The organism is Arcanobacterium bovis (assembly GCF_004331995.1).
GTDB lineage: Bacteria > Actinomycetota > Actinomycetes > Actinomycetales > Actinomycetaceae > Arcanobacterium_A > Arcanobacterium_A bovis.
Window position 1 is genome coordinate 39,054 of sequence record NZ_SJDT01000005.1, and the last position, 21,153, is coordinate 60,206.

At 50.7% G+C, this 21,153-nt stretch carries 15 protein-coding genes; 7 read left to right on the forward strand and 8 right to left on the reverse strand.

The window, feature by feature from the left end:
• Positions 1–2: 2 nt before the first annotated feature.
• The 3 genes from EZJ44_RS06835 to EZJ44_RS06845 form a co-directional block, all read right to left on the reverse strand.
• Positions 3–1,577 carry an AI-2E family transporter gene (locus EZJ44_RS06835; RefSeq protein ID WP_131281652.1) on the reverse strand — a complete coding sequence of 525 codons (1,575 nt, stop codon included), beginning with the start codon at positions 1,575–1,577 and terminating at the stop codon, positions 3–5.
• 100 nt (positions 1,578–1,677) lie between these two features.
• Positions 1,678–2,997: an MFS transporter gene (locus EZJ44_RS06840; protein ID WP_206661871.1), complete on the reverse strand. Its 1,320-nt coding sequence runs from the start codon at positions 2,995–2,997 to the stop codon at positions 1,678–1,680.
• Positions 2,994–4,409 carry a CCA tRNA nucleotidyltransferase gene (locus tag EZJ44_RS06845; RefSeq protein WP_131281867.1) on the reverse strand — a complete coding sequence of 472 codons (1,416 nt, stop codon included), beginning with the start codon at positions 4,407–4,409 and terminating at the stop codon, positions 2,994–2,996. The genes EZJ44_RS06840 and EZJ44_RS06845 overlap by 4 nt, the downstream gene beginning before the upstream one ends.
• A 193-nt stretch (positions 4,410–4,602) precedes the next feature.
• Between EZJ44_RS06845 and EZJ44_RS06850 the strand changes: the two genes are divergently transcribed.
• From EZJ44_RS06850 to EZJ44_RS06880, 7 genes are all read left to right on the forward strand, one after another.
• Positions 4,603–5,097 carry an NUDIX hydrolase gene (locus tag EZJ44_RS06850; RefSeq protein ID WP_131281869.1) on the forward strand — a complete coding sequence of 165 codons (495 nt, stop codon included), beginning with the start codon at positions 4,603–4,605 and terminating at the stop codon, positions 5,095–5,097.
• The gene (locus tag EZJ44_RS06855; RefSeq protein ID WP_131281656.1) at positions 5,094–7,379 is read left to right on the forward strand and encodes a DUF6049 family protein; all 2,286 of its coding nucleotides are present in this window, start codon (positions 5,094–5,096) and stop codon (positions 7,377–7,379) included. Before EZJ44_RS06850 ends, EZJ44_RS06855 begins: the two co-directional genes overlap by 4 nt.
• 147 nt (positions 7,380–7,526) lie before the next feature.
• On the forward strand, positions 7,527–9,716 hold the full coding sequence (locus EZJ44_RS06860; protein ID WP_131281658.1) for a hypothetical protein: 2,190 nt from the start codon (positions 7,527–7,529) through the stop codon (positions 9,714–9,716).
• Positions 9,717–9,835: 119 nt separating this feature from the next.
• On the forward strand, positions 9,836–10,762 hold the full coding sequence (trxB, locus tag EZJ44_RS06865; RefSeq protein ID WP_131281660.1) for a thioredoxin-disulfide reductase: 927 nt from the start codon (positions 9,836–9,838) through the stop codon (positions 10,760–10,762).
• Between the two features lie 41 nt (positions 10,763–10,803).
• Positions 10,804–12,126: an aminotransferase-like domain-containing protein gene (locus EZJ44_RS06870; protein WP_131281871.1), complete on the forward strand. Its 1,323-nt coding sequence runs from the start codon at positions 10,804–10,806 to the stop codon at positions 12,124–12,126.
• Between the two features lie 66 nt (positions 12,127–12,192).
• Complete coding sequence (locus tag EZJ44_RS06875; protein ID WP_131281662.1) at positions 12,193–13,149, forward strand: D-alanine--D-alanine ligase family protein; 957 nt, start codon at positions 12,193–12,195, stop codon at positions 13,147–13,149.
• Positions 13,150–13,433: 284 nt separating this feature from the next.
• Entirely contained in the window at positions 13,434–15,707 is a 2,274-nt protein-coding gene (locus tag EZJ44_RS06880) for an oxidoreductase (protein WP_165496145.1), read from the forward strand.
• A gap of 96 nt (positions 15,708–15,803) precedes the next feature.
• Here the strand turns inward: EZJ44_RS06880 and EZJ44_RS06885 are convergent, their stop codons facing one another.
• The 5 genes from EZJ44_RS06885 to yidC form a co-directional block, all read right to left on the reverse strand.
• A complete protein-coding gene (locus EZJ44_RS06885) occupies positions 15,804–17,102 on the reverse strand; it encodes a ParB/RepB/Spo0J family partition protein (RefSeq protein WP_131281664.1) in 1,299 nt (432 codons plus the stop codon).
• Positions 17,103–17,451: 349 nt separating this feature from the next.
• Positions 17,452–18,414 carry a ParA family protein gene (locus EZJ44_RS06890; RefSeq protein WP_241658627.1) on the reverse strand — a complete coding sequence of 321 codons (963 nt, stop codon included), beginning with the start codon at positions 18,412–18,414 and terminating at the stop codon, positions 17,452–17,454.
• Between the two features lie 206 nt (positions 18,415–18,620).
• Positions 18,621–19,277: a 16S rRNA (guanine(527)-N(7))-methyltransferase RsmG gene (gene rsmG, locus EZJ44_RS06895; RefSeq protein ID WP_131281666.1), complete on the reverse strand. Its 657-nt coding sequence runs from the start codon at positions 19,275–19,277 to the stop codon at positions 18,621–18,623.
• Positions 19,278–19,373: 96 nt separating this feature from the next.
• On the reverse strand, positions 19,374–19,952 hold the full coding sequence (locus tag EZJ44_RS06900) for a Jag family protein (RefSeq protein WP_131281668.1): 579 nt from the start codon (positions 19,950–19,952) through the stop codon (positions 19,374–19,376).
• Between the two features lie 33 nt (positions 19,953–19,985).
• Complete coding sequence (yidC, locus tag EZJ44_RS06905; protein ID WP_131281670.1) at positions 19,986–21,143, reverse strand: membrane protein insertase YidC; 1,158 nt, start codon at positions 21,141–21,143, stop codon at positions 19,986–19,988.
• Between the last annotated feature and the right edge of the window lie 10 nt (positions 21,144–21,153).

The following is a 21,153-nucleotide window of genomic DNA, read 5'->3' on the forward strand; positions in this document are numbered from 1 at the left end:
GATTACTTTGTTCCTGCGTCTGGCCGCTCGTTACCACCAGATTCTACAGATTGTTGCGAAGTACGTGCTTCGCGTTTTAATTGACGCGACAAACTAGAAAGTTTAAGTTTTCCTGATGCAATTGGATGAATGCGGCGTTCAGAGAGCGGGTTACGCAATTCCGTCAGCGGATCTTCCACAGATTGATCCACGTCGTAGAGTCCGAACGCATTTCGTTTCTTCGTGTCGCCTTCAGAAACCAAGAAAACATCCAACCATTGTGTACGTGGATCTGAATCTACCAGTATTGCCTTGAAGAACAAGGTGAGCGGAACGGCAAGGATTGAACCAAGCACGCCAACGATTGACGTCCACAAAATCAATGAGAAGAATGTGACGGTAGGCGAGAGGCCAACTAAATCTCCAACAAACTTTGGCTGCAAGAAAGTCTGAATGACCACGTTAATCACGGAGTAGACTACCATCACAATGAGCATCGCTTCCCAGCCCTGATCGAGGGCTGCCATGAGCATTGGTGGCAAGACGCCGAGCACAAAGCCCACGTTTGGAATGTAGTTTGTAATGAACGCCCACATACCCCACGTCCACGCGAGTGGGATTCCCATGTATTCCAAGGCAAATACGTCGATAACTGCCACAATCAAGCCAAAGACGGTGGAAATAATCCAGTAGTGACGAACGCGCTTTTCGAATCCGGCTAAGGCATTGGCGAGATTCTTGTGCGACTTGCGGATAACGTGCGAACGCGCCGCCGTCGTCGTTGTATCTAACGTGATGAAGAACAAGGCGATGATCGCAATTGTAATCAAACCACTGATCGAGCTGAGCGAATCGAGCAAGCCGAGCACCCAGCTAATCAAAGAATTGAAGTTCAGATCTTTGAGGTATTTGCTGAGGTCGTCAGTTTGAATATGGTATGTGTCGAGCAGACTTGTAATTTGCCCAACCATCTTCTCAAAGTTGCCGGTGTAGCGCATCAAAGTTTCAGGCACTGGCGTGAGCGACCATACCGTAACCGCAACCGTTCCGGTAAACACAATGATCAAAGCAATGAACGTGGTGAGGATGGCAAACCAACTCGGCAGTCCTCGTTTAATAAGGGTGCGACCAATCGGACGGAAAGCCAACACCAATGTGAGCGCCAAAAATATTGGGGTGAACACTGAGTTGATGTAATTCAGCCCCGCCATCGTAATTGTGAAAAGCGCGCCAACTCCAAGGATCATTAAGCCGGTGACTGGCCTGCCATTGATTTCGTCGACGTCTACCGGCAAATGATCAGGGTCAGAGTCGTCCGAGTTTTTGCTGGGGTTCGCTTTTTCAAACGGCTTAGATTCCTCGGCACCAGCACTTGCATCGGTGCGTGCATCGATACTCGCATTAACGCCCGAACCAGCGCCCGATCCTGCAGCCACGCCAGTACCCGAACCAGCAATCTCACCGACGCCGGAATCAACCTTTGCGCCGTCTTCACCAGTTGAGCTGCGGTTATTTCCTAAAAGCTCGTCTTGGGTAGCTTCACCAGTGGATACGGTTGATCCAGCGGATCCCTTATCCGAATACTTCGTACTAGCCACAGCCTTACCCTTCTCGAGAAACTACCTACAACCACAGTCAGGCTGTAGATTACGTCGTCAGCCCAGAATACAGTTCATGAACAGTCTATTAGGACGCACCCTACTTTTGTGTCATTCCAGGGTCGTAATTTTCCCTAATTTTTCCCTGATACCACGCGATCAGCAGCAGATTAATCACTACCAAAACTCCAAAATACATTGGTGACCACCCACTATCAGGGATCGTCAATGCCGCCACTGCACCCGCACTCACAAAAGCTGAGTTGAAAAGCATATCGTATAAAGAAAACGCTCTACCGCGATATTCGTCTGCAGTATCTCGTTGCACAATTGTGTCTACTGAAATCTTCGCACCTTGCACAGAAAATCCCAGCAAAAGCGCACTGGCGGAGATCCAGAATTGCGTATATCCCAATACCAACATCACCTGCGACACCGCCGAAACACCCAGACAGCACATAATGAGTGTCCTGGGCTGATATTTTTCGTTGAGCAGTGGAATTGCCACAATTGCCAGCACGTTTCCGACAATCGATACGGAAGCAATCGCCGCAAATACCGCCAAACCCGCAAGCGGATCACGTGGATCGGCAAGCAAATTTCTCGACATCAGCACCAAAGCGATGAAGTTCATTCCATAAATGAATCTGTGCACGGCCATGATCGCGAGCGCAGCGGTAGGCGTTCGTACCGTTATCAGATACTTCGCCGCTTCAATCAAACTCGCTATCACAGAGCCAATCTCGCTGCTAATTGGCTTGATTGACTCCGCTGCCTGTTTTGAAATCGCTCCACCGTGTGGGCCAAGTGCATTAGGAGAAAAACGGCTCGCCAAAAGCGATGCAGTGATAAACATAAGCGCAGCAATAACGAGCAGAAGCACGTTACGAAACTCGCCTTGCCCCGTCATCAGGGCGACGACGGCACCCAGCGCCGCCCCGCAACCAGCAGCGATCCCGCCCAGCGTAGGAATGATTGAATTTGCCAAGAGCAGCAAATGACCTGGCAAAGTGTGTGGCAAGGCAGCTGATAGCGCTGAGAGTAGGAACCTGTTCACGCCCAACACAATGAGAGCGCCGACATACACGCCCCACGATCCAGGAAAATTCATCACTAGCAGGGCGGTCACTAAAGTGCATACGGCACGTATCGCACTGGCACCAACCAACACATTTCGGCGGCGCCATCTGTCGATAAACACGCCGGCGAATGGTCCAACCAGCGTGAATGGCAACAAGAGCACCGCAAAGGCCACAGCCACATCAGTGGCAGACGCGAGTTTCTGCGGATTAAAGAAGAATAGACTTGCTAGGCCCGCCTGGAAAATTCCATCGCCGATCTGCGAAGCTAGCCGCACGGCAAGAAGTTTGCGTAGTTCTCGATGCTTCACGCACGCGAGGAAGTCCTGCGCAACACTCAACGGGCATTCCACCATTCAAGTAGGCGACGCCGTGCTTCGTCCTCACCGAGTGGTCCTTCTTCCATGCGCAGTTCAAGCAAGAAATTGCGGGCGATTCCTACTTCGCGACCTGGTTTGAGGTCAAGAATCTCCATAATCTGCTGGCCGTCCAAATCAGGGCGGATAGCATCTATTTCTTCTTGTTCTTTTAGCTGTTGAATGCGCTGCTCAAGATCGTCCATTCCTGCTTGTAGCCAGCGAGCTTTGCGCCGATTGCGAGTGGTGCAGTCGGCACGAGTGAGGCGATTTAAGCGCGTAAGCAGATGCCCGGCGTCGGTCACGTACCGACGCACAGCAGAATCAGACCACGCTTGCTCGCCGTAACCATGAAAACGAAGATGCAGCTCAACGAGGCGCGCCACGTCTTTCGTGGTTTGCTTATCGAAGCGAAGGTGCTTGAGGCGCTTCGTCGTCATTCGCGCACCAATGACGTCGTGAGCGTGGAAGGAAACGCTGCCATCCGCCTCAAACCGGCGGGTAGCGGGCTTGCCGACGTCATGCATGAGCGCAGCCATGCGCAGCACAAAGTCTGGGCGTGGCACAGCGCCGTCAGCATCGGTTTCGAGTTCCATCGCTTGTTCCAAAACCGTAAGTGTGTGTTCGTAAACGTCCTTATGGCGGCCATGCTCATCAACAGTCTCACGCAAATTGGCAAGCTCAGGAAGCACACGCATCGCAACATCTGTGTGAACCATCAGCTCAATTCCGCGGCGAGGGTAAGGCGAAATAATTAGGCGCGTGAGCTCTGCTTGAATACGTTCAACCGATACGATCTCGAGCCGTGGGGCGAGTTCAATCATCGCGTTCATAACGTCTTCGGCGACGTCGAAGCCGAGCTGTGCGGCGAAACGCGCGGCTCGCATAATACGCAAGGGATCGTCGTCGAAAGATTGAGTTGCCGGCGCTGGGGTGCGCAACACGCCCGCCACCAGATCGTCAAGACCGCCGCATGGATCCACAAGTTCAAGGTTGGGTAGGCGCACTGCCATTGCATTTACAGTGAAATCGCGGCGGGTGAGATCGCCTTCCAGCGAATCTCCATACTGTACTTCTGGCTTGCGCGAAGCAGCCACATACTCCTCAGTGCGGTAGGTTGTGACTTCTACCACAATTCCATTTTTTGCGGCGCCGATCGTGCCAAATTCTCGACCGATTTCCCACGTGTTTCCACCCCATTCTGTAAGCAGACGTAGGGTTTCTTCCGGCTTAGCGGACGTGGTGAAATCGAAGTCGTGAATAGGCATTCCAAGGAAGGCATCGCGAACTGGTCCACCCACGAGTGCCAATTCCACCCCATTACGTGAGAAAATAGATCCTAGTTCAAGAATTGCCGTCGGAAGTGAGCTCAAGGTTTGGTGACCTTGAGTGAGCATCCGGGCACGCTGGTTAGCGCCAGTGTTTACGTCCGTCTCTGAAATAAATGAATCTGGATTATTTTTCGTCACTCTCCAAGAGTGCCACGAATTGCACCTCCAGGTCATATATTGAAGAACCTAACTCACTACAGTAGAAGCTATGTCGAATAATCCGCAGGCTACACCTAACTCAACAGGTGGACCACGCCGTATGAAGCGTATTGCTGCCGCTTCATACACTTCGACGCGCCGAAATGCGCTGCCAATCGTGCATGAAACTTCCGCAGGTGGAATCATTGTTTCGGTGCAAGATCACACCGCTTTCGTGGCGGTGATCGCACGTCGTAATCGCGGTGGTCGGCTCGAGTGGTGTCTGCCCAAAGGCCATCTTGAAGGCGATGAAACCGCCGAGCAAGCAGCGGTGCGCGAAATCAGTGAAGAAACAGGTATTCATGGCCGCGTACTGCGCCATCTTGCCTCAATTGACTACTGGTTCTCCGGTACTGACCGCCGCGTTCACAAAGTGGTGCACCACTTCTTGCTTGAGGCTCTCTCAGGAACACTCACGACCGAAAATGACCCAGACCACGAGGCTGAAAAAGTAGAGTGGGTACAGATCGATAAAGTTGCATCTCGTTTGGCATACCCCAACGAGCGGCGAATTGTTGCCGCAGCCCGCGAATTACTTGAAGGAGGACGTCGGTGAGCAAACGTTCTCGTATTGCAAAAATCGCGTCCATCATCTTTTCCACCACTATGCTTTCGTCCCTGGCTGGGATGCCAATGTGCGGTGCCAGTTCTTTTGACTCTTTTGCCGACGACGCAGCGCACTTTTCCGCCTCACAAACCAATCTCGCCGCGGGTATTTCTACAAGCGCAATGCACGTGTACACAGGTAAAAGCCAAGAAACAGCCAAACAAAACAAATCGCTGGACATAAAAATCGTCGATATTGCTGAATCGGTGCTCATGGCGGGGCAGGATCTGCACGTCACCGCCGTCGTCAAAAACAATAGCGATCACAACGCGACGGTAAGCAACATCGAGCTTGTGGCGCAGACGCAAAACAATATTCGTTCCACGCAAATATACGATTGGCTCGACGGCACCTCGTATAAAACGAAGCTGTTAACCACAAATCCGGAGGTCAACGTTCCAGCAGGCTCACAACAACGAGTATCCTTGACCGTTCCGGCAGCTAACCTACCTTGGGGGCGCAACGATACGTGGGGTGTGCACGGTATCGAAGCCCATGCGATTGCCAAGCTAGATAGCAAAGAAGTCGATATTTCCGACCGTTCACTGGTCGTAACCTCGAACGGACAAGCCACCTCTCCTATGCCCGTCAATGTGGTGGTTCCGCTAACGGATTCAGTTGATGCGCTTTCTCAAACCCCGAGCTTATTTGACGAGCTCACTGGCAATGTTCCCGAAGCAGAGACTCAACGGCATGCGGAGGCTAATCCTGAGGCTAATTCTGAAAAAAATTCCGAGCCAGATTCTAAGCCAAACTCCGAGCCAGCTGATGTAGAGGATCGAGGCGAGCTCACTCAAAAGATCCATGACTACGACGTCGATGGCGTGCATTTTTTGGTAGATCCAATAGCGCTAAAATCGCCGATGATCCGCACCGCTTTGGCAACGAAACAACACGCCACTGCTGATCTCCTTCCCATGTACGACGCCGATTACGCAGCTCTCGCCCACACCCATCAGTACGAAATCGCCCGCAATATTGTGAGTTCAAGCATCGCGGCTGGTCAAAATGCCATTAATCAACCCGGAATCGGATACGCCTATCTTGAGGGAAACGTGGATCAGAGCGTCCTCGATCTCGTACGCACGTCAGGAATCCCAGGTGCCATTGTTCCAAGTGATGCGTTAAGCCAGCGTAATAGCTCCTATTACACTCCTTCAGCTCATACCAAACTTCCAGCTGCTAACTCTGAGTTGGACGTACTTGTTACTGACTCAGAGGTAAATGCAGCTATTTCTGGAAAACTGCCAGCTCCCAAGGACGGGAAACCTCTGGACCTCGATCCAGTTGATGCGCGCCAAGCCTCTTTGGCACTCACCGCTATTCACACATTTCAAGCCCCAAATTTATCGCGTCCGATTCTGATTTCTGTGCCACGGCAAGCTGTGGAGTCGCCGCAAACACTAACAAATGTGCAAGCTGTATTGCATGCGCCATGGTTGAGCCCAGCGTCATTTGCCGCGATGCAAAAATCACCGCTCAGCGAAGCTAAATACCGCGCGCTCCCAGAAAACGCACCAAACGATGGTGAGTTTTCGCCGAAAGACATGGAAAATCTCAACCAATCCCAGGCACTCCTGAAACAGTTTTCCTCAAGCTGGGTAGATAAGAAGACTTTTGCCGATTTCGTTGAGCAGCACTCGAATCGACTCCTTTCAACGAATTTCCGCTCGCATACCGCAGCTCGATCCACCTTGCTTGCTGCGCTATCTGAAGATTCTGGCATCTTCCAAGAAATTCATTTCCAGCCATTATCAACAATCAATATGATCTCTGAATCGGCAGCGATCCCTGCGCGCATTACAAATCCTTTTATTTCTCCAGTGCAAGTAACAGTTCGACTCAAAGCGTCTGACTCGCGTCTTTTTGCACCTCAACCCGTTAAAATCGTGATTCCGGCAAAATCGACCACAAGCGTTTCGGTTCCGGTGGAGGCGCGTGGTTCAGGAAACTTGCGGGTTGTTTTGTCGATCACTGACGACGCCGGAATGGCAGTTGGCAAGCCAATGAACGTTGACGTGCGTGTGCGGGCTACATGGGAATCGACCGGTACTGTTATCGCTGTGGTTCTGGTTGCCGGCATCTTGGTATTCGGCCTAGTGAAGTCAATTCGCAAAGGACGACGTTCGGCACCAGTTGATCCAGAAGAATTCACTTCGAAACTGGAAGCCGCTAAACTTGCCGAGGAAGAATCGCTCAAAGCCGATATTGATTTGCCGAAACTCGACTAGCTGCACATTCGAGTAGGAGCGAATCAACAAAGGGTCAATTGAGCAGTATTGAAGAAAATCGTATTGGTCAAGCTTGCGAATATCTAAAAAGCCCTCAACAGAGTAAACTTGTGTCAGATATATACACATTTGCGTTTGGGGGATCAATTGTCCGAGGAGCTTGCTTTCGCCGGTAAACGAATAGCGGATCGGTTTGAACTTACTGCGCCTACACCATATTCTTTCGGTGCTGAGTCCACGGCCACGTGGTTTGCCAACGATACGGTACTTTCACGCCAAGTGCGAGCAATCGTCGTCGACATCCATCATCCGCACCGAGAAGCAGTCATCGACGCAGCCCGCCGCTCCTCACTGATCGACGATACGCACACCATCGCCGTCGTCTCGGTAGTAGATAACGCAACCGACGCAGTAATCCTTACCGAAATACCGCTCGGAACCCCACTCAGCGCCTTCCTCAACGACAAGCCGCTTCATCCGCAAGCTGTGACGGCGATTATGGGTCAGCTTGCCTCGACTATTCACAACGCAAGTCAGCGGGGTGTGCGCCATCTCCAGCTGGCGGCGAATAAGATTTACCTCACCGATTCGGGTGACATTCTCGTTGACGGTCTTGGCGTTAATGCTGCTCTTGCCGGTGTTGACACCAATAGGCTGAGTGCTGAATTGGATCGCGACGAAGCGCGTGGCCTGGTAGTGATGCTCGCTGCGCTCTTGCATGGTCAGGACTTCCCCACCGATCCGAGCACTCACGACTCTTTGATCGCGTCGGCGCGCGATATTCCTGAGCTGCCACAAGAATTGGTTGATCTATTCGCAAAAGAAAATTCCGACAAACCTATTCGGGCTGCTGGCGATTTTATGCGCATGATTATGCCGTGGGAAGAGATCGATTTTTCCATGCTTCCCACTCCACGCAATTCCGACGGCGATGGCTCACCTGTGGAGGCGCCGAACGATGAACTTACTGATACTTCCGTTTTCGCAGCACAGTTCGCACAAGAAAACGATTTGGTTGAGGAATCCCAACTGAGCTCGCAGCCTGTATGGCCAACCCTCGTCGCCGCCAATGCGGAATCTACCCACGCCAAAGAGGTGGAAAACGATGAGCTGGAAGATACCGAGGGTGAGCCAACGCAAGCACACGATGCTGTTTCGGCAGATCCAGATACTCCTGCTGATGTGACTGGTGAGTCAAATATAGAGCCAAGTCCAAAAGCAACTCTGGAACCAGCTCCGGCTGGTGATGACGATGAACATGACGTTAATGCCACTACCGCCGATGTTACCGACAATCCCCCAACCGAACAGATCACTCCTGTTCGCGCTGATAAAACTAGCGCACTTCCGCGGCTTGCGTGGCCAAAACTGCCAGAAACCACTGAATCACACACAAGCGATTTGTTCGAGAACAGCACTCCAGTAGTGATTCCAGAACGAACGAGTATCTTGGAGTCCTTGCGTGAGACTGTCGTACCGTCGTCGTACTCACGTGAGCAGCAAAAATCTGACCGCACCTCTGATTCAAGTTCCAAGAACCAGGCAGATACAGAGCGTGTGTCAAGCGTTCAAACTGGTGATAAATCTGGATTCGTTGATAAATCTGGAAAGAGTACATCGACGGCTACCAGCAACGAATCCACTGGTGAGCGCAATGATGTGCCAAGTGTTGTACTGAATAAGAAGTTCAGCGCGCCAAGGGCTGTGTTTATCATTTTTGGAATCCTTGCCGTTATTGGATTGATTTTTGCATTCTCGCAGCTCTTTAAGCCACTTGATCCTGTGTCAGTAACTAAACCTGATTCGGAGAAGCAAAGTTCACAAGGCAATGCTGGTAATAGCAACCAATCAGAAGACGCAGCTAAAAAGGACGCCGAGCCCACCGCCGTCGCTCCGAAAATTACGAAGATCACTGTGGTGGCACAAAACCCAAGTTTCCTCGCAGATCAAGACGATTCCACGAAACGCCTGGTAAGCACCACAAATCTCGCATTTGACGGAAATTCGGCAACCGCGTGGCAATCGTGGTGGTTTAAGAACGCTTCCACCTACAACAAAAATAAACTCGGCTTGCATATTGAGCTGGAGAAAGAAGCAGCTGTAAGCGAGATTGGCCTTAATATTGCAGGTGAAGGTGGCAATGTGCGCTGGATCAAGGCCACGGCTACAAATCCAGCTCAAGGCGATGCTGTTGCCAACAGCGCGATGAACGCCCAAACTTCGCTCAAAGCCAGTGCGCCAGTCACCACCAAAGAGCTCGTCATTTGGTTCGACTCACTCCCAGTCGATAAAGAAGGTAAGCTGCGCGTAGTAGTCAACGAAATTTCAATTAAATAGGCTTTTGATATTGTCGAATATACATCGGAGCATGATTTAGCTGCTGCTACGAGCATGGTTGTGTGCATCAGCGAGTCGCCCAAATAGCTCAGATGTTGATCCGTTCAGGAAGGTTAAGAATGTCTACACAGTACGACGTTATCATCGTTGGTTCCGGACCTGCAGGTTGGACTGCAGCTATTTACACTGCGCGAGCGGGATTGAACCCGCTGGTGCTCGCCGGCACGCTCGATGCGGGCGGCGCGTTAATGACCACCACGGAAGTAGAGAACTTCCCTGGCTGGCCAGAAGGCATTCTCGGCCCTGAACTCATGGAAAAGATGCAGGCACAGGCGGAGCGATTCGGTGCGCAGGTTGAATACGAAGATGCAATCGAATTTGATTTGGCCGGTGATACCAAGATTATCAAGACCGATTCAGAAACTTACGAGGCCAAAGCGGTAATTTTGGCACTTGGATCGGCATACAAAAAGCTTGGATTGGACGCCGAAGCAGCATTTTCTGGAAAAGGTGTTTCCTACTGCGCTACCTGCGATGGTTTCTTCTTCAAAGGCCAGGAAATCGCCGTGGTTGGCGGGGGAGATTCTGCCGTCACTGAGGCATTGTTCCTTTCGCGCTTTGCGTCCAAAGTGCACGTGATTCACCGCCGCGATGAGCTGCGCGCTTCCAAAGTTATGGCTGATCGCCTGCTTGCCGACGAAAACGTGCAAATGCACTGGAATTCCCGCGTAACCGACATCCAGGGTGAGAATAAGCTCGAGGCTCTGACCTTGGAAGATACAGTTACCGGTGAGAAGTCGGAGCTTCCGGTTGGCGGCCTATTCGTGGCGATCGGTCACGAACCACGTTCCGCTGCTGTTTCGGAGCAGGTCACGGTGGACGACGCTGGATACATCGTCGTCGAAAGCCCCTCCGCACGCACAAACCTTCCGGGCGTTTTCGCGTGTGGCGACGTCGTCGATCACGAGTATCGCCAAGCGATTACGGCCGCCGGCACCGGCTGTGTTGCCGCACTTGATGCACAGAATTACCTAGCGTCACTCTGACTGCGAAAGGTGCCATCGTGAATCAACAATCCGAAGATCGGATTTCCCATGCCCTTTCAAGTGTTCAAGGCACTCGCCTTGATCCGTGGTTCGATCATTATGCCGACCGCGCGCTTGGAATGAAGCAGTCAGAAACTCGATCATTATTCGCCGTCGCCAACCGCCCAGAAGTGGTTTCACTAGCTGGCGGAATGCCTTTTATTCAAGGCCTCCCACTCGATTTCCTTGCAGACATGACCGCTAAGCTCATCCGCGAGCGCGGAGCCGCCGTCCTACAGTACGGCGGTGGACAGGGCGAAGAAGAGCTGCGTGAGATGATCGTCGAGGTCATGAAGCCTGAAGGTATCAACGCCCATCCGGACGACATCATGATCACCACCGGTTCCCAGCAGGCGCTCGATAACATCTGCAAGATCTTTATCAACCCCGGCGACGTCATCGTTGCGGAGGCTCCTTCGTACGTGGGCGCACTCGGCGTCTTCCGCTCCTACCAGGCAAACGTTGTTCATGTACCGATCGATGAAAACGGTCTGATCCCTGAGAGTCTCGAAGAAACTCTGAACCAGCTCGAGGCGGAGGGTCGCCCAGTTAAGTTCCTCTACACCGTCCCGAATTTCCATAACCCTGGTGGTGTGTGTATGTCTGACGAGCGCCGCCCTCAGGTGGTAGAAATCTGCCGGCGCCACCACGTTCTTGTGCTCGAAGATAACCCTTATGGAATGCTCGGCTTTGACGGTGAAACCATGACGTGTCTCCAGAGCCTTGATCCTGAAACTGTGCTCTACCTAGGATCTTTCTCGAAAACTTTCGCACCTGGTTACCGGGTAGGATGGACGCTCGCGCCTCACGCCGTCATCCAGCGCCTCACACTCGCGAATGAAGCCGCTGTTCTCTCCCCTACGAAGATGGGACAGCTGTCGATTTCCGAGTATCTGCGCACCTATGACTGGATGGCGCAGATCGGCGAGTATCGATCAATGTATCGTGAGCGTCGCGATGCCATGCTCGCTGCTCTGGATACCTATATGCCTCAGTGCTCATGGAACGTGCCTAATGGCGGCTTCTACACCTGGGTTAAGCTTCCTGACGGGCTCGATGCCAAGGCAATGCTTCCACGTGCAACCAGAAACTTGGTTGCATATGTGTCAGGTACGGCATTCTATGCTGATAACCAGGGCGAAGACCATATGCGACTGTCGTTTTGTTACCCCACGCCCGAGAACATCACCGAAGGAATTCGGCGTCTTTCTGAGGTTGTCAAGGCCGAAGCTGAACTTGTGGATATGTTTGGAGTACAAAATCGATTCCACGCCACTCAAGGTGGCGTTCATTCCGACGCCGCTCCCAACGTCACATCCCTTTAATCTTTTGTTTTCAATAAAGTCGCTGTTCACTGGATTCGTTTTCAACGGAAAAGAAAGTAGGTAGCCATGGATCGTCCGCTAACTGTAGCCATCCTTGCTGGAGGACTCACTCATGAGCGCGATATTTCTATGCATTCAGGACGTCGCGTTGCCGGCGCTCTAAGGAACCGCGGTGTTCAGGTCAAGGTTCTGGACGTCGATGCGCAGCTACTACAGCGTTTGGACGCGCTTGATCCCGATGTCGTCTGGCCACTCGTTCATGGATCCACAGGTGAAGACGGCGCTTTACAAGATCTTTTGCAGCTCGCTGGTTACCCTTATGTTGGCACTGAGCCTGCTGGTTGCCGGCTCGCATCCGACAAAGCCGTGGTGTCGTCCGTGCTTGAACGTGCAGGTGTTGCCGTTCCCACCGCCACGGCGCTCCCTCAACCACTTTTCCGTGAAGTTGGCGTAACCCCTGTTCTTGACCTCATCGAGTCCCAATATGGCTTCCCTGTGGTAATAAAGCCAGCTAAGGGCGGTTCATCGCTTGGATTAACGATTGTTGAAAACAAGGCACAGCTTCCCGGCGCAATGGTGGATTGTTTCGCGTACGACGACGTCGCCTTGGTGCAGTCTTTTGTGCGCGGACGTGAGTTTGGGGTTGCGGTTATTGATTTGGGCGACGGCGATGGCCCGCGTGTGCTTCCACCGGTAGAAGTACAGGCTAGCGGTCCGTATGACTTTGACGCCCGCTACTACCCAGGCAGAGTTGAGTATTTCGTGCCGGCACGGGTAAACGAGGCAGAATTACAGGCGATTACCGATCTTGCATTGACTGTGCACAAGGTACTTGACCTGCGGCACTACTCTCGCACCGACGTCATCTTGGACGAAGCTGGCAAAGCGTGGTTTATCGACGTCAACACCACCCCAGGAATGACGGAAACGTCGATATTCCCGCAAGCAGCAGCAGCGTATGCGCAAACGACTGACCGTAGCGTTGACGACGTTTACGTCGATATTTTGCGCGCTGCGCTGTGATGGGCAGCTATTTATATATACCTGTTATTACCACGGTAAAATTGCCGGCGATCTTTGAGATTTAGGCTCTTGGTCCGTGGTGGCGCGAGCATTGCTACAGTTTCGTTATGCTCGCGCCACCACAACTCAAAAATATTCATTTTTAGCCAGACTTTGCATAATATTCCCGATACTCTAAGTATCAACGAAACTATCAGAAACCTCGTTTTCCGAAATTTCGGCGAAGCTGTAGCAGGTTTGTTCAATAAACAGCACAAAATACATATTTCACAAGGGAGTGAGCCATGGCTAGAGAACGCACCATCACAAACCTCATTGAACATTACGATGCTTGGGCTGGTGAAACGCCAGAATCGAGCGAGAATTGGTATGGCCGCGAGGCGAGCATGACCAACGATCTCCATCCTTATACCGAATTGTTTTCACCGATCAAGATCAACAAGCTCACGATCAAAAACCGTATTGTGATGGCTCCGATGGGCAATATCAATATGGCCGAAGAGAACGGCCGCCCTGCCCCCATGATGCTTGAATATTTCTTTGAGCGGGCACGTGGCGGTGCTGGACTCATCACCACCGGCCTTGTGCCGGTGAGCCACGGACTCGATGCTTCTGTTACCGAACTTGGTAAGTTGAGCTACTTCCCTCGCATTGATCGAAGCCGCACTGTATTGGCTGGTTGGCGCGACCTCGCCAAAGGTATTCACGCTCACGGATCGCGGGTATTTATCCAGCTCACCTCCGGTTTAGGACGTGTTGGTAACCCAGAATGCCTCGTGCACCAAAAGAAGTTCCCCCAATCGGCGTCGCTCAATCCAAACTTCTACATTCCTTCCATTCCTTCCCTCCCAATGTCTGATGTGAAACTTGGAAAGATCATCAAAAACACTGGTCAAGCTGCGGCTACAGCGAAAGCTATGGAAATAGACGGCGTTTATCTCCATGGGCATGAGGGATATTTGCTCGACCAAATGACCAGCCCGGCATTCAACCGCCGTAAGCTCGGAAAATATACCGACTGGCAGCGCTTTGGTGTTGATACTGTCAAGGAAATTAGGCGTCGTGTTGGGCCAGATTATCCCATCATGTATCGAATCGATTTGTCCTTAGCGCTGGAAGAAACGTATTCCGATAAGGTGCTCGATTCTACTTACCTCGGCAAATTCCGTGGTGGTCGCACGGTGGCCGATACCTTGAATTATATGGAAAGCCTAGTGCGTGCCGGCGTCGATATTTTCGACGTTGATCTCGGCTGTTACGACAACTGGTGGCTTCCTCATCCTCCCGCTTCCATGCCTGCCGGTTGTTTCCTTGATGTTTCCAAAATCGCGAAGGAACATTTCGAGCGCCATAATATCCTCTCCAACGCTGGCGTGCCTGTGCCGATCGTTGCCGTTGGTAAACTTGGTTATCCTGATCTTGCTGAGCGAGCACTGCGGGAGAATATGTGCGATATGGTGATGCTTGGGCGTCCATTGCTTGCCGACCCACAGTGGCCTGCGAAAGCGCAAGCAGGAGCGGTAAAAAACATCATTCCATGTATCGGTTGCCAAGAGGGTTGCGTAAACGAATTTGTGGAAGGCGGGCACCCGCAGTGCGCCGTCAATCCACGCACATCCTTCGAGTTCAAGTTCCCTCCGGTGCCGCCACGTACGGACAAGCCAAAGAAAATCGCGGTGATCGGTGCCGGTCCGGCCGGCTTAACCTTCGCCCACACTGCTTTTGCCCGAGGTCACGAGGTACATCTTTTTGAGGCTAGCGATCGCATCGGCGGACGTATTAACGCAGGTAGCGTGCCACGCACGAAGTTCGATGTCGGAAACTACCTTCGTTTCTTACAGCGGCGGCTTGACGACGACGTCGCCAAGGGTTTGGTTTTCAAAAAGAACACCGCAGTTACCCATTCCGATCTGAAGGATTACGACGCCGTTGTAGTTGCGATTGGTACCAATAATGCACTTCCGCCAATTGACGGAATCGATACGGCTACATGTGTACAAGCTGTGGATTTGTTTGAAAATCCGGCTTTGCTTGAGGGTGTAAAATCGGTGACTATCATCGGTGGTGGATCGGTAGGTTGCGAGTTGGCGCATTGGCTAACTTACGAACATCATCGGGATGTAAAAGTGGTTGAAATGCGTAACCATTTCATGGACGGTACGTGCACAGCCAACCGTGGCCATCTCATCCACGCTCTCGAAGCAGCTGGCGTAGAGTTAATTAACGTTGCGAAAGTTGAGCGGATCGCAGGCGATAACGTTCAGATTGCACGAAATGTGCATAAGAACATACCGAATCCTTACAATACATGGACACCAATTTTGCCAGAGAATATCGAGAATCCGCTGGCACCTAAAGTAGGTATCGAGATTGAGCGGCGCACCATTAGTGCTGATCTTGTGGTATTTGCTACTGGCGGCTACGCGAATGACTCACTCTATTTCGATTTAGTTCACGCTGGCGAGCACGCAGAGGTACACAATATTGGTGACTCTTTCAAGGGCGGACGTATTTGGGAAGCTGTTAGTGCAGGGTATCGTCTTGCATTAACTGTGTGATGACAACTTAATTTAAGCTGGCAACACAAGGACGCTGGCGGTACAACAGCGATTCACAGCTGTTGTACCGCCAGCTTTTATATTCAGAATCTTCTATCAATCACGCTTGATAACGTCGAGGATTCTCTCAAGATCGTCCATCGAGGCGAAGTCAATCGTGATCTTGCCTTTACGTTGACCCATCGTAATTTTCACGCGGGTATCAAAGGTGTCGCCAAGTTGAGCTGCAATATCTGCGAGTTCTGGTGCCTGTGCGTGTGACGATGCCGTACGTTTAGTTTTTGGCTGTGTTTCATCGCCCATCGCAACAAGTTCTTCGACTGCACGTACTGATAAGCCCTCCGCCACGATCTTTTGCGCAACTCTTTCCATTGCGGCTGGATCAGGTAGGCCCAAGAGTGCACGCGCGTGACCTGCTGAAATAACTCCAGCGGCAACTCTACGTTGCACAAGTGCTGGCAATTTAAGCAAACGCAAGGTGTTGGAAATTTGTGGTCGAGAGCGCGCAATTCGCCGCGACAATTCTTCTTGAGTGCAACCAAAATCGTCAAGGAGTTGTTGGTAAGCGGCGGCTTCTTCCAAGGCGTTCAATTGTGCTCGATGTAGGTTTTCTAAGAGAGCGTCGCGAAGAAGATCGCCATCTTCGGTTCTACGTACAACCGCTGGAACAACCTCATTGCCTGCAAGTTGTGATGCTCGCCAGCGGCGCTCACCCATAATAAGTTCATATCGAGCGTTAGGATATTCGTTTATTGGAGCTGTTAGCGGCCGAACCACAATTGGTTGGAGAACGCCAACTTCTTTAATAGAATCTGCGAGTTCTTGTAGATCGTCTTCGTCAAACACTTGGCGTGGCTGCTTGGTGTTAGGGATGATCTGGCCTACAGGAATCTCACCAAACGTGGCACCAGGCACCGGAACTAATTCATCCGTTTCACGTGAAACGGTAGCCGGCTCATGTTTGGTTGGCGCACCATTAGCCACTCTATCTTTTACTTGCTTAGCTCCCACTGATACTTCTGCAACATTTTGATCTGCTTGACCCGCAGAACCATCCACTTGTTGCTCAATCTTTTTGACTGGCGCTTTACCAGTGGACTTCTTGGCTTTCTTGGTTGAGTCAGAGGCTGTAGCTCGCTTCGATTGTTGACCAGTGGCTACAGCATTGGTCTTAGTAGTTGCCGTTGTTGCACCGGTATCAGCACCAATGCCAACACCAGTCTCTTTACGAACTTCGCTACCAACAATTGCAGAACCTTCACTGTTAGCAGGAACGGCATCGTTTTGACGAGGATTATTAAAGAATACGTCAATCGGGCTGTATTTATTCTCTGTCTGACTTTCAGGAATCAGCGCACCAATTCCGCGTCCAAGGCCCCTACGTTTTTCAGCCATATTTCCTTTATCCTCTTCTCTTATTCTTTATATCGATGCCAATATTTTTTATTCTATGTAGTAACAGGCGATCGCGTAAATCTTCTCATGAAATCATTCTGTTCACATCTACTTCAGAATCCGAATTTCTATGAAGCCTGTATGAGCTATGAGCTTCTTGCGCTGACTTATCGTTTCCTTGTATACCCAAAATCCTGCGATGCTATGTTATGCGAAGCGTCCATATCTGAACCATCTTGAGCAAAGGCATACAGCACGAAATATGTTGTCTGTGGGTCTCTAAATAGCCTCGCTGCTGTAGTAAGTTCATGCTGTATAAAGTTTCATACCGTCGCCCGACTCGATTTTATTAAGCACGGGACGCAAGTTCTTTTGCAGCTGCCAAATAGGCCACCGCACCTGTGGAGCGCGGATCATAAGTGATCACCGTCTGTTGAAAACTAGGTGCTTCAGATATGCGGATATTTCTGGGAATTTCTACGCTAAGTGTCTCGTTCGGGAAATAGTTTCGAACTTCCTGGGCAACATCTTGAGAAAGATTTGTGCGCTTGTCAAACATCGTGAGCAGAATAGTGGAAATTGAAAGCTTAGGGTTCAACGAATTCTTTACGTTGTTGATCGTCTTCATCAACTGCGTCAAACCTTCAAGTGCGTAGTATTCAGCTTGAATCGGAATCATAATTTCCTGCGCAGCAACAAGAGCGTTCAAGGTAAGAAGACCTAATGACGGTGGACAATCAATAATCACATAATCCACATTCAATGTTTCACGTGAAACATTGATATATTCTTCCACCGCGCGCTTTAATCTATATTCACGATCATCTGCCATCACAAGTTCAATTTCCGCAGAAGAAAGATCTACCGTGGCCGGCGCAATATAAAGACCCTCTAGATCGGGGCACTTCGCCACAATCTCAGTTAGAGATTTTTCGCCAGTAATAACATCGTAGATAGAGGGAATACCCGACTTATGTTCAACACCAAGTGCAGTAGAAGCGTTCCCTTGCGGATCAAAGTCGATTACTAAAACAGTAAGGCCACCATCCGCTAAAGCTGCCGCCATATTTACCGCGGAGGTTGTTTTACCCACTCCACCTTTTTGATTGGCAACGGTAATAATACGGGTAACTTCAGGTTTTTTGAAGCGAGAAGCTTTTACTTCGCGCAATACTTCGTGATCGTGAGCTAGTTGGGCACCAAGTGGAGAGTCTTCAGAAAATGAAGCAGTAAATGACCGTGCCTGCGTATCGGTATTACTATTTTTTACTCCGCTTAAATCAGCTTCGAGCATTTTTCTTGGATCAGCCACAACTACTCCTTGGTCTACGTCTACATGTAGTCTACAGTGATTCGACAATATTCAATACTGCGATCTAACAAGTTGTGCAAAACCCAGCACACCATGTTTCACGTGAAACATCGCAGCAACGTCCCAAAATTAAACAAATAGGGTTGCCCGCATATCTACTTGCTATTACGCACCATTAGTCTAGCCATCCCATTACCCAATCAACATCAAGCATCGTGTTTGCGGAGCTCAACAACCCTTGTACCTTCGTCACATCCCCAAACATCAACATCGTAAATATCAGCCCATTTAACTTTGTACTTCTTAAGTTGTGGAACAGCCTCATCAATTTCTTGTTCTGCTTTTCCGCCTTTCAAGGCCAATAATGAGCCACCTAGTTTTGTCAGCGGTAGAGTCCACGGGATCAACTTCTTCAACGCCGCAACTGCACGCGCAGTCACATAATCAGTTGTATGTTTCCCCACCAAATCCTCGGCGCGTGCATGAAGGATTTCTACATTAGCTAAATCCAACTGCTCAGCCACATAGCGTAGCCATTCTACGCGCCGTTCCATCGTCTCAATCAAAAACACCTTTACGTCAGGGCGCACCACCGCGATAACCACGCCCGGGAAACCTGCGCCCGAACCAACATCGGATAATGACGCTCCTTGCGACACATATTCACAAATCGGCAAAGAATTGAGGATATGCCGATCCCATAGCCGTGCCATCTCACGTGGACCCACCAATCCACGAAGCTGACCTTCATCTTCCAAAAGCTTCGCAAACTTTAATAGTTTGCTCCACACGTCAGCTCCAAATTTCTCAGCTCCGCCTGCCGGGGGATCCTGCACTTCAATCTCGCCATTTTGATTCGTCATAATACAAGTTCACCATGAATCTTAGAAAAGGAAAACTCCCCAACTCAAAGCTGGAGAGTTTTCCAAACAGTAAATCATTCACCAATTACTGTGAGATCATTCCTCACCATCAGCAAATTCTTCTTCGTCTTCAAAACCTTCTTCGTCAAGCTCTTCAACATCCTCTTCGTCAGGAACCGAAATAACAACGTGCCTACCCGCACCAAAACCGGACGAATCCGAGAAAAGACCTGCAGCCGCTACGACGTCGTGAACCACCTTGCGCTCGAAAGGATTCATCGGACGCAGCGCGACGTCGTCGCCCGTTGCCAAAACTTTTGCAACCGCTTCCTGCGCAATCTCTTGAATCTCTTTGCGATGGCCTTCTCGATAACCAAGCACATCGAGCATCAGTCGCGAACGCATACCTGTCTGACTCTGCACAGCAAGGCGCGTGAGCTCCTGGAGTGCATCCAAAGACTCGCCGCGTTTACCGATCAATCGCTTAAGACGACGATCGCCGCCGTCTTCGTGCACAATGGCAACCGACGCGCGATCTGCCTCCACCGAAATCTCGATATCGCCGTCGAGATCAGCAATATCGAGCAGCTCTTCGAGGTAATCGGCAGCAAAATCGCCCTCTTCGTCGAGATTAGGAACCAAGACTTCGTCCATTTCAAGTTCTTCTTCAGTCATAATTTTCCTTACTTCATTGCCTTGGCGGCAGGATCAGAAATTTCGATCTTTTTTGTTGTTTTGCTGCTGCTTCTTGCGTGCGTTCTTCTTTTCTTGTGCACGACGGCGCTCAGCAAGGCGACGCTCGTAGCGCTTCTGTGCGCGTTCGGCGTCGGTTAATCCGTCAAGTCCACGTACTTCCGAACTCTCGTTCTTTTCTTCCGACGGCGTTGGCTCCTGTAGAACATTCTTAGCAGCGGCTTTCTTTGAGCGAGCTTTTCCTAGCGGTTGAACACGCTGACCACCTTGGTTTTCAGAATCATCCGCATCTTCCTCGGGGGAAAGACCTTTTGCAATTCGCTTTTGGCGGAGCTTCTCTTGACGCTGACGGTAGGCTTCCGAACCTGGAGTTGGGTTGTTGTTCAGCATCCATGTTTGCTGGCCAATGTTCCAAATGTTTCCGGTAAGCCAGTACACCAACACACCAATCTGGAAGGTAGTACCAGTGAAGATGTAAATGAGTGGCATGCCGTAGAGCATGTACTTTTGCATCTTGTATGCAGGGTTGGAAGGATCGAGAGCGGTGTCGGGCATATTCTTCGTCATCAGCTGTTTCTGAGTGAAGAACAGTGTAGCGATCATCAAAGCGATGAGTACAACTGCTACCACAATGACTGAGCGTGGCGAACTGAAGTTCGACGATGTTCCGATGGAGCTAGCTAGGGGAGCGCCAAAAACTTTTGATTCTGCAATATGTTTTGCAACTGTTTCATTGATCGGACCAATCGATGGACGCATATATTTACCCTCAGAGAGTGGTAAAACAGCGTAGAGAAGTCTGAACAGCGAAAAGAATATTGGCATTTGGATCAATACTGGCATACACGATGCAAATGGCGACGTACCGTGCTCGCGGTATAGTGCCATCATTTCTTCTTGCTGGCGCTGCTGAGAGAGTGGATCCTTGCGACCCTTGTACTTCTTTTGAATCTTCTGAATTTCTGGATTCAGCTGTTGCCCCAAGCGCGCCGCTTTGGTCTGCTTATTAAAGAGCGGAATCATCAGGGCACGAACGACGACGGTGAGACCGACGATGGATAGCACCCACGCTACTCCAGCGCCATCGCTCATACCTAGCGTGGTAAGAAGCGAATGTACGCCGGACATAATCCAGGCAATAATCCACATGATCGGATAAAGAATTGTATCCACTGTTCTACTT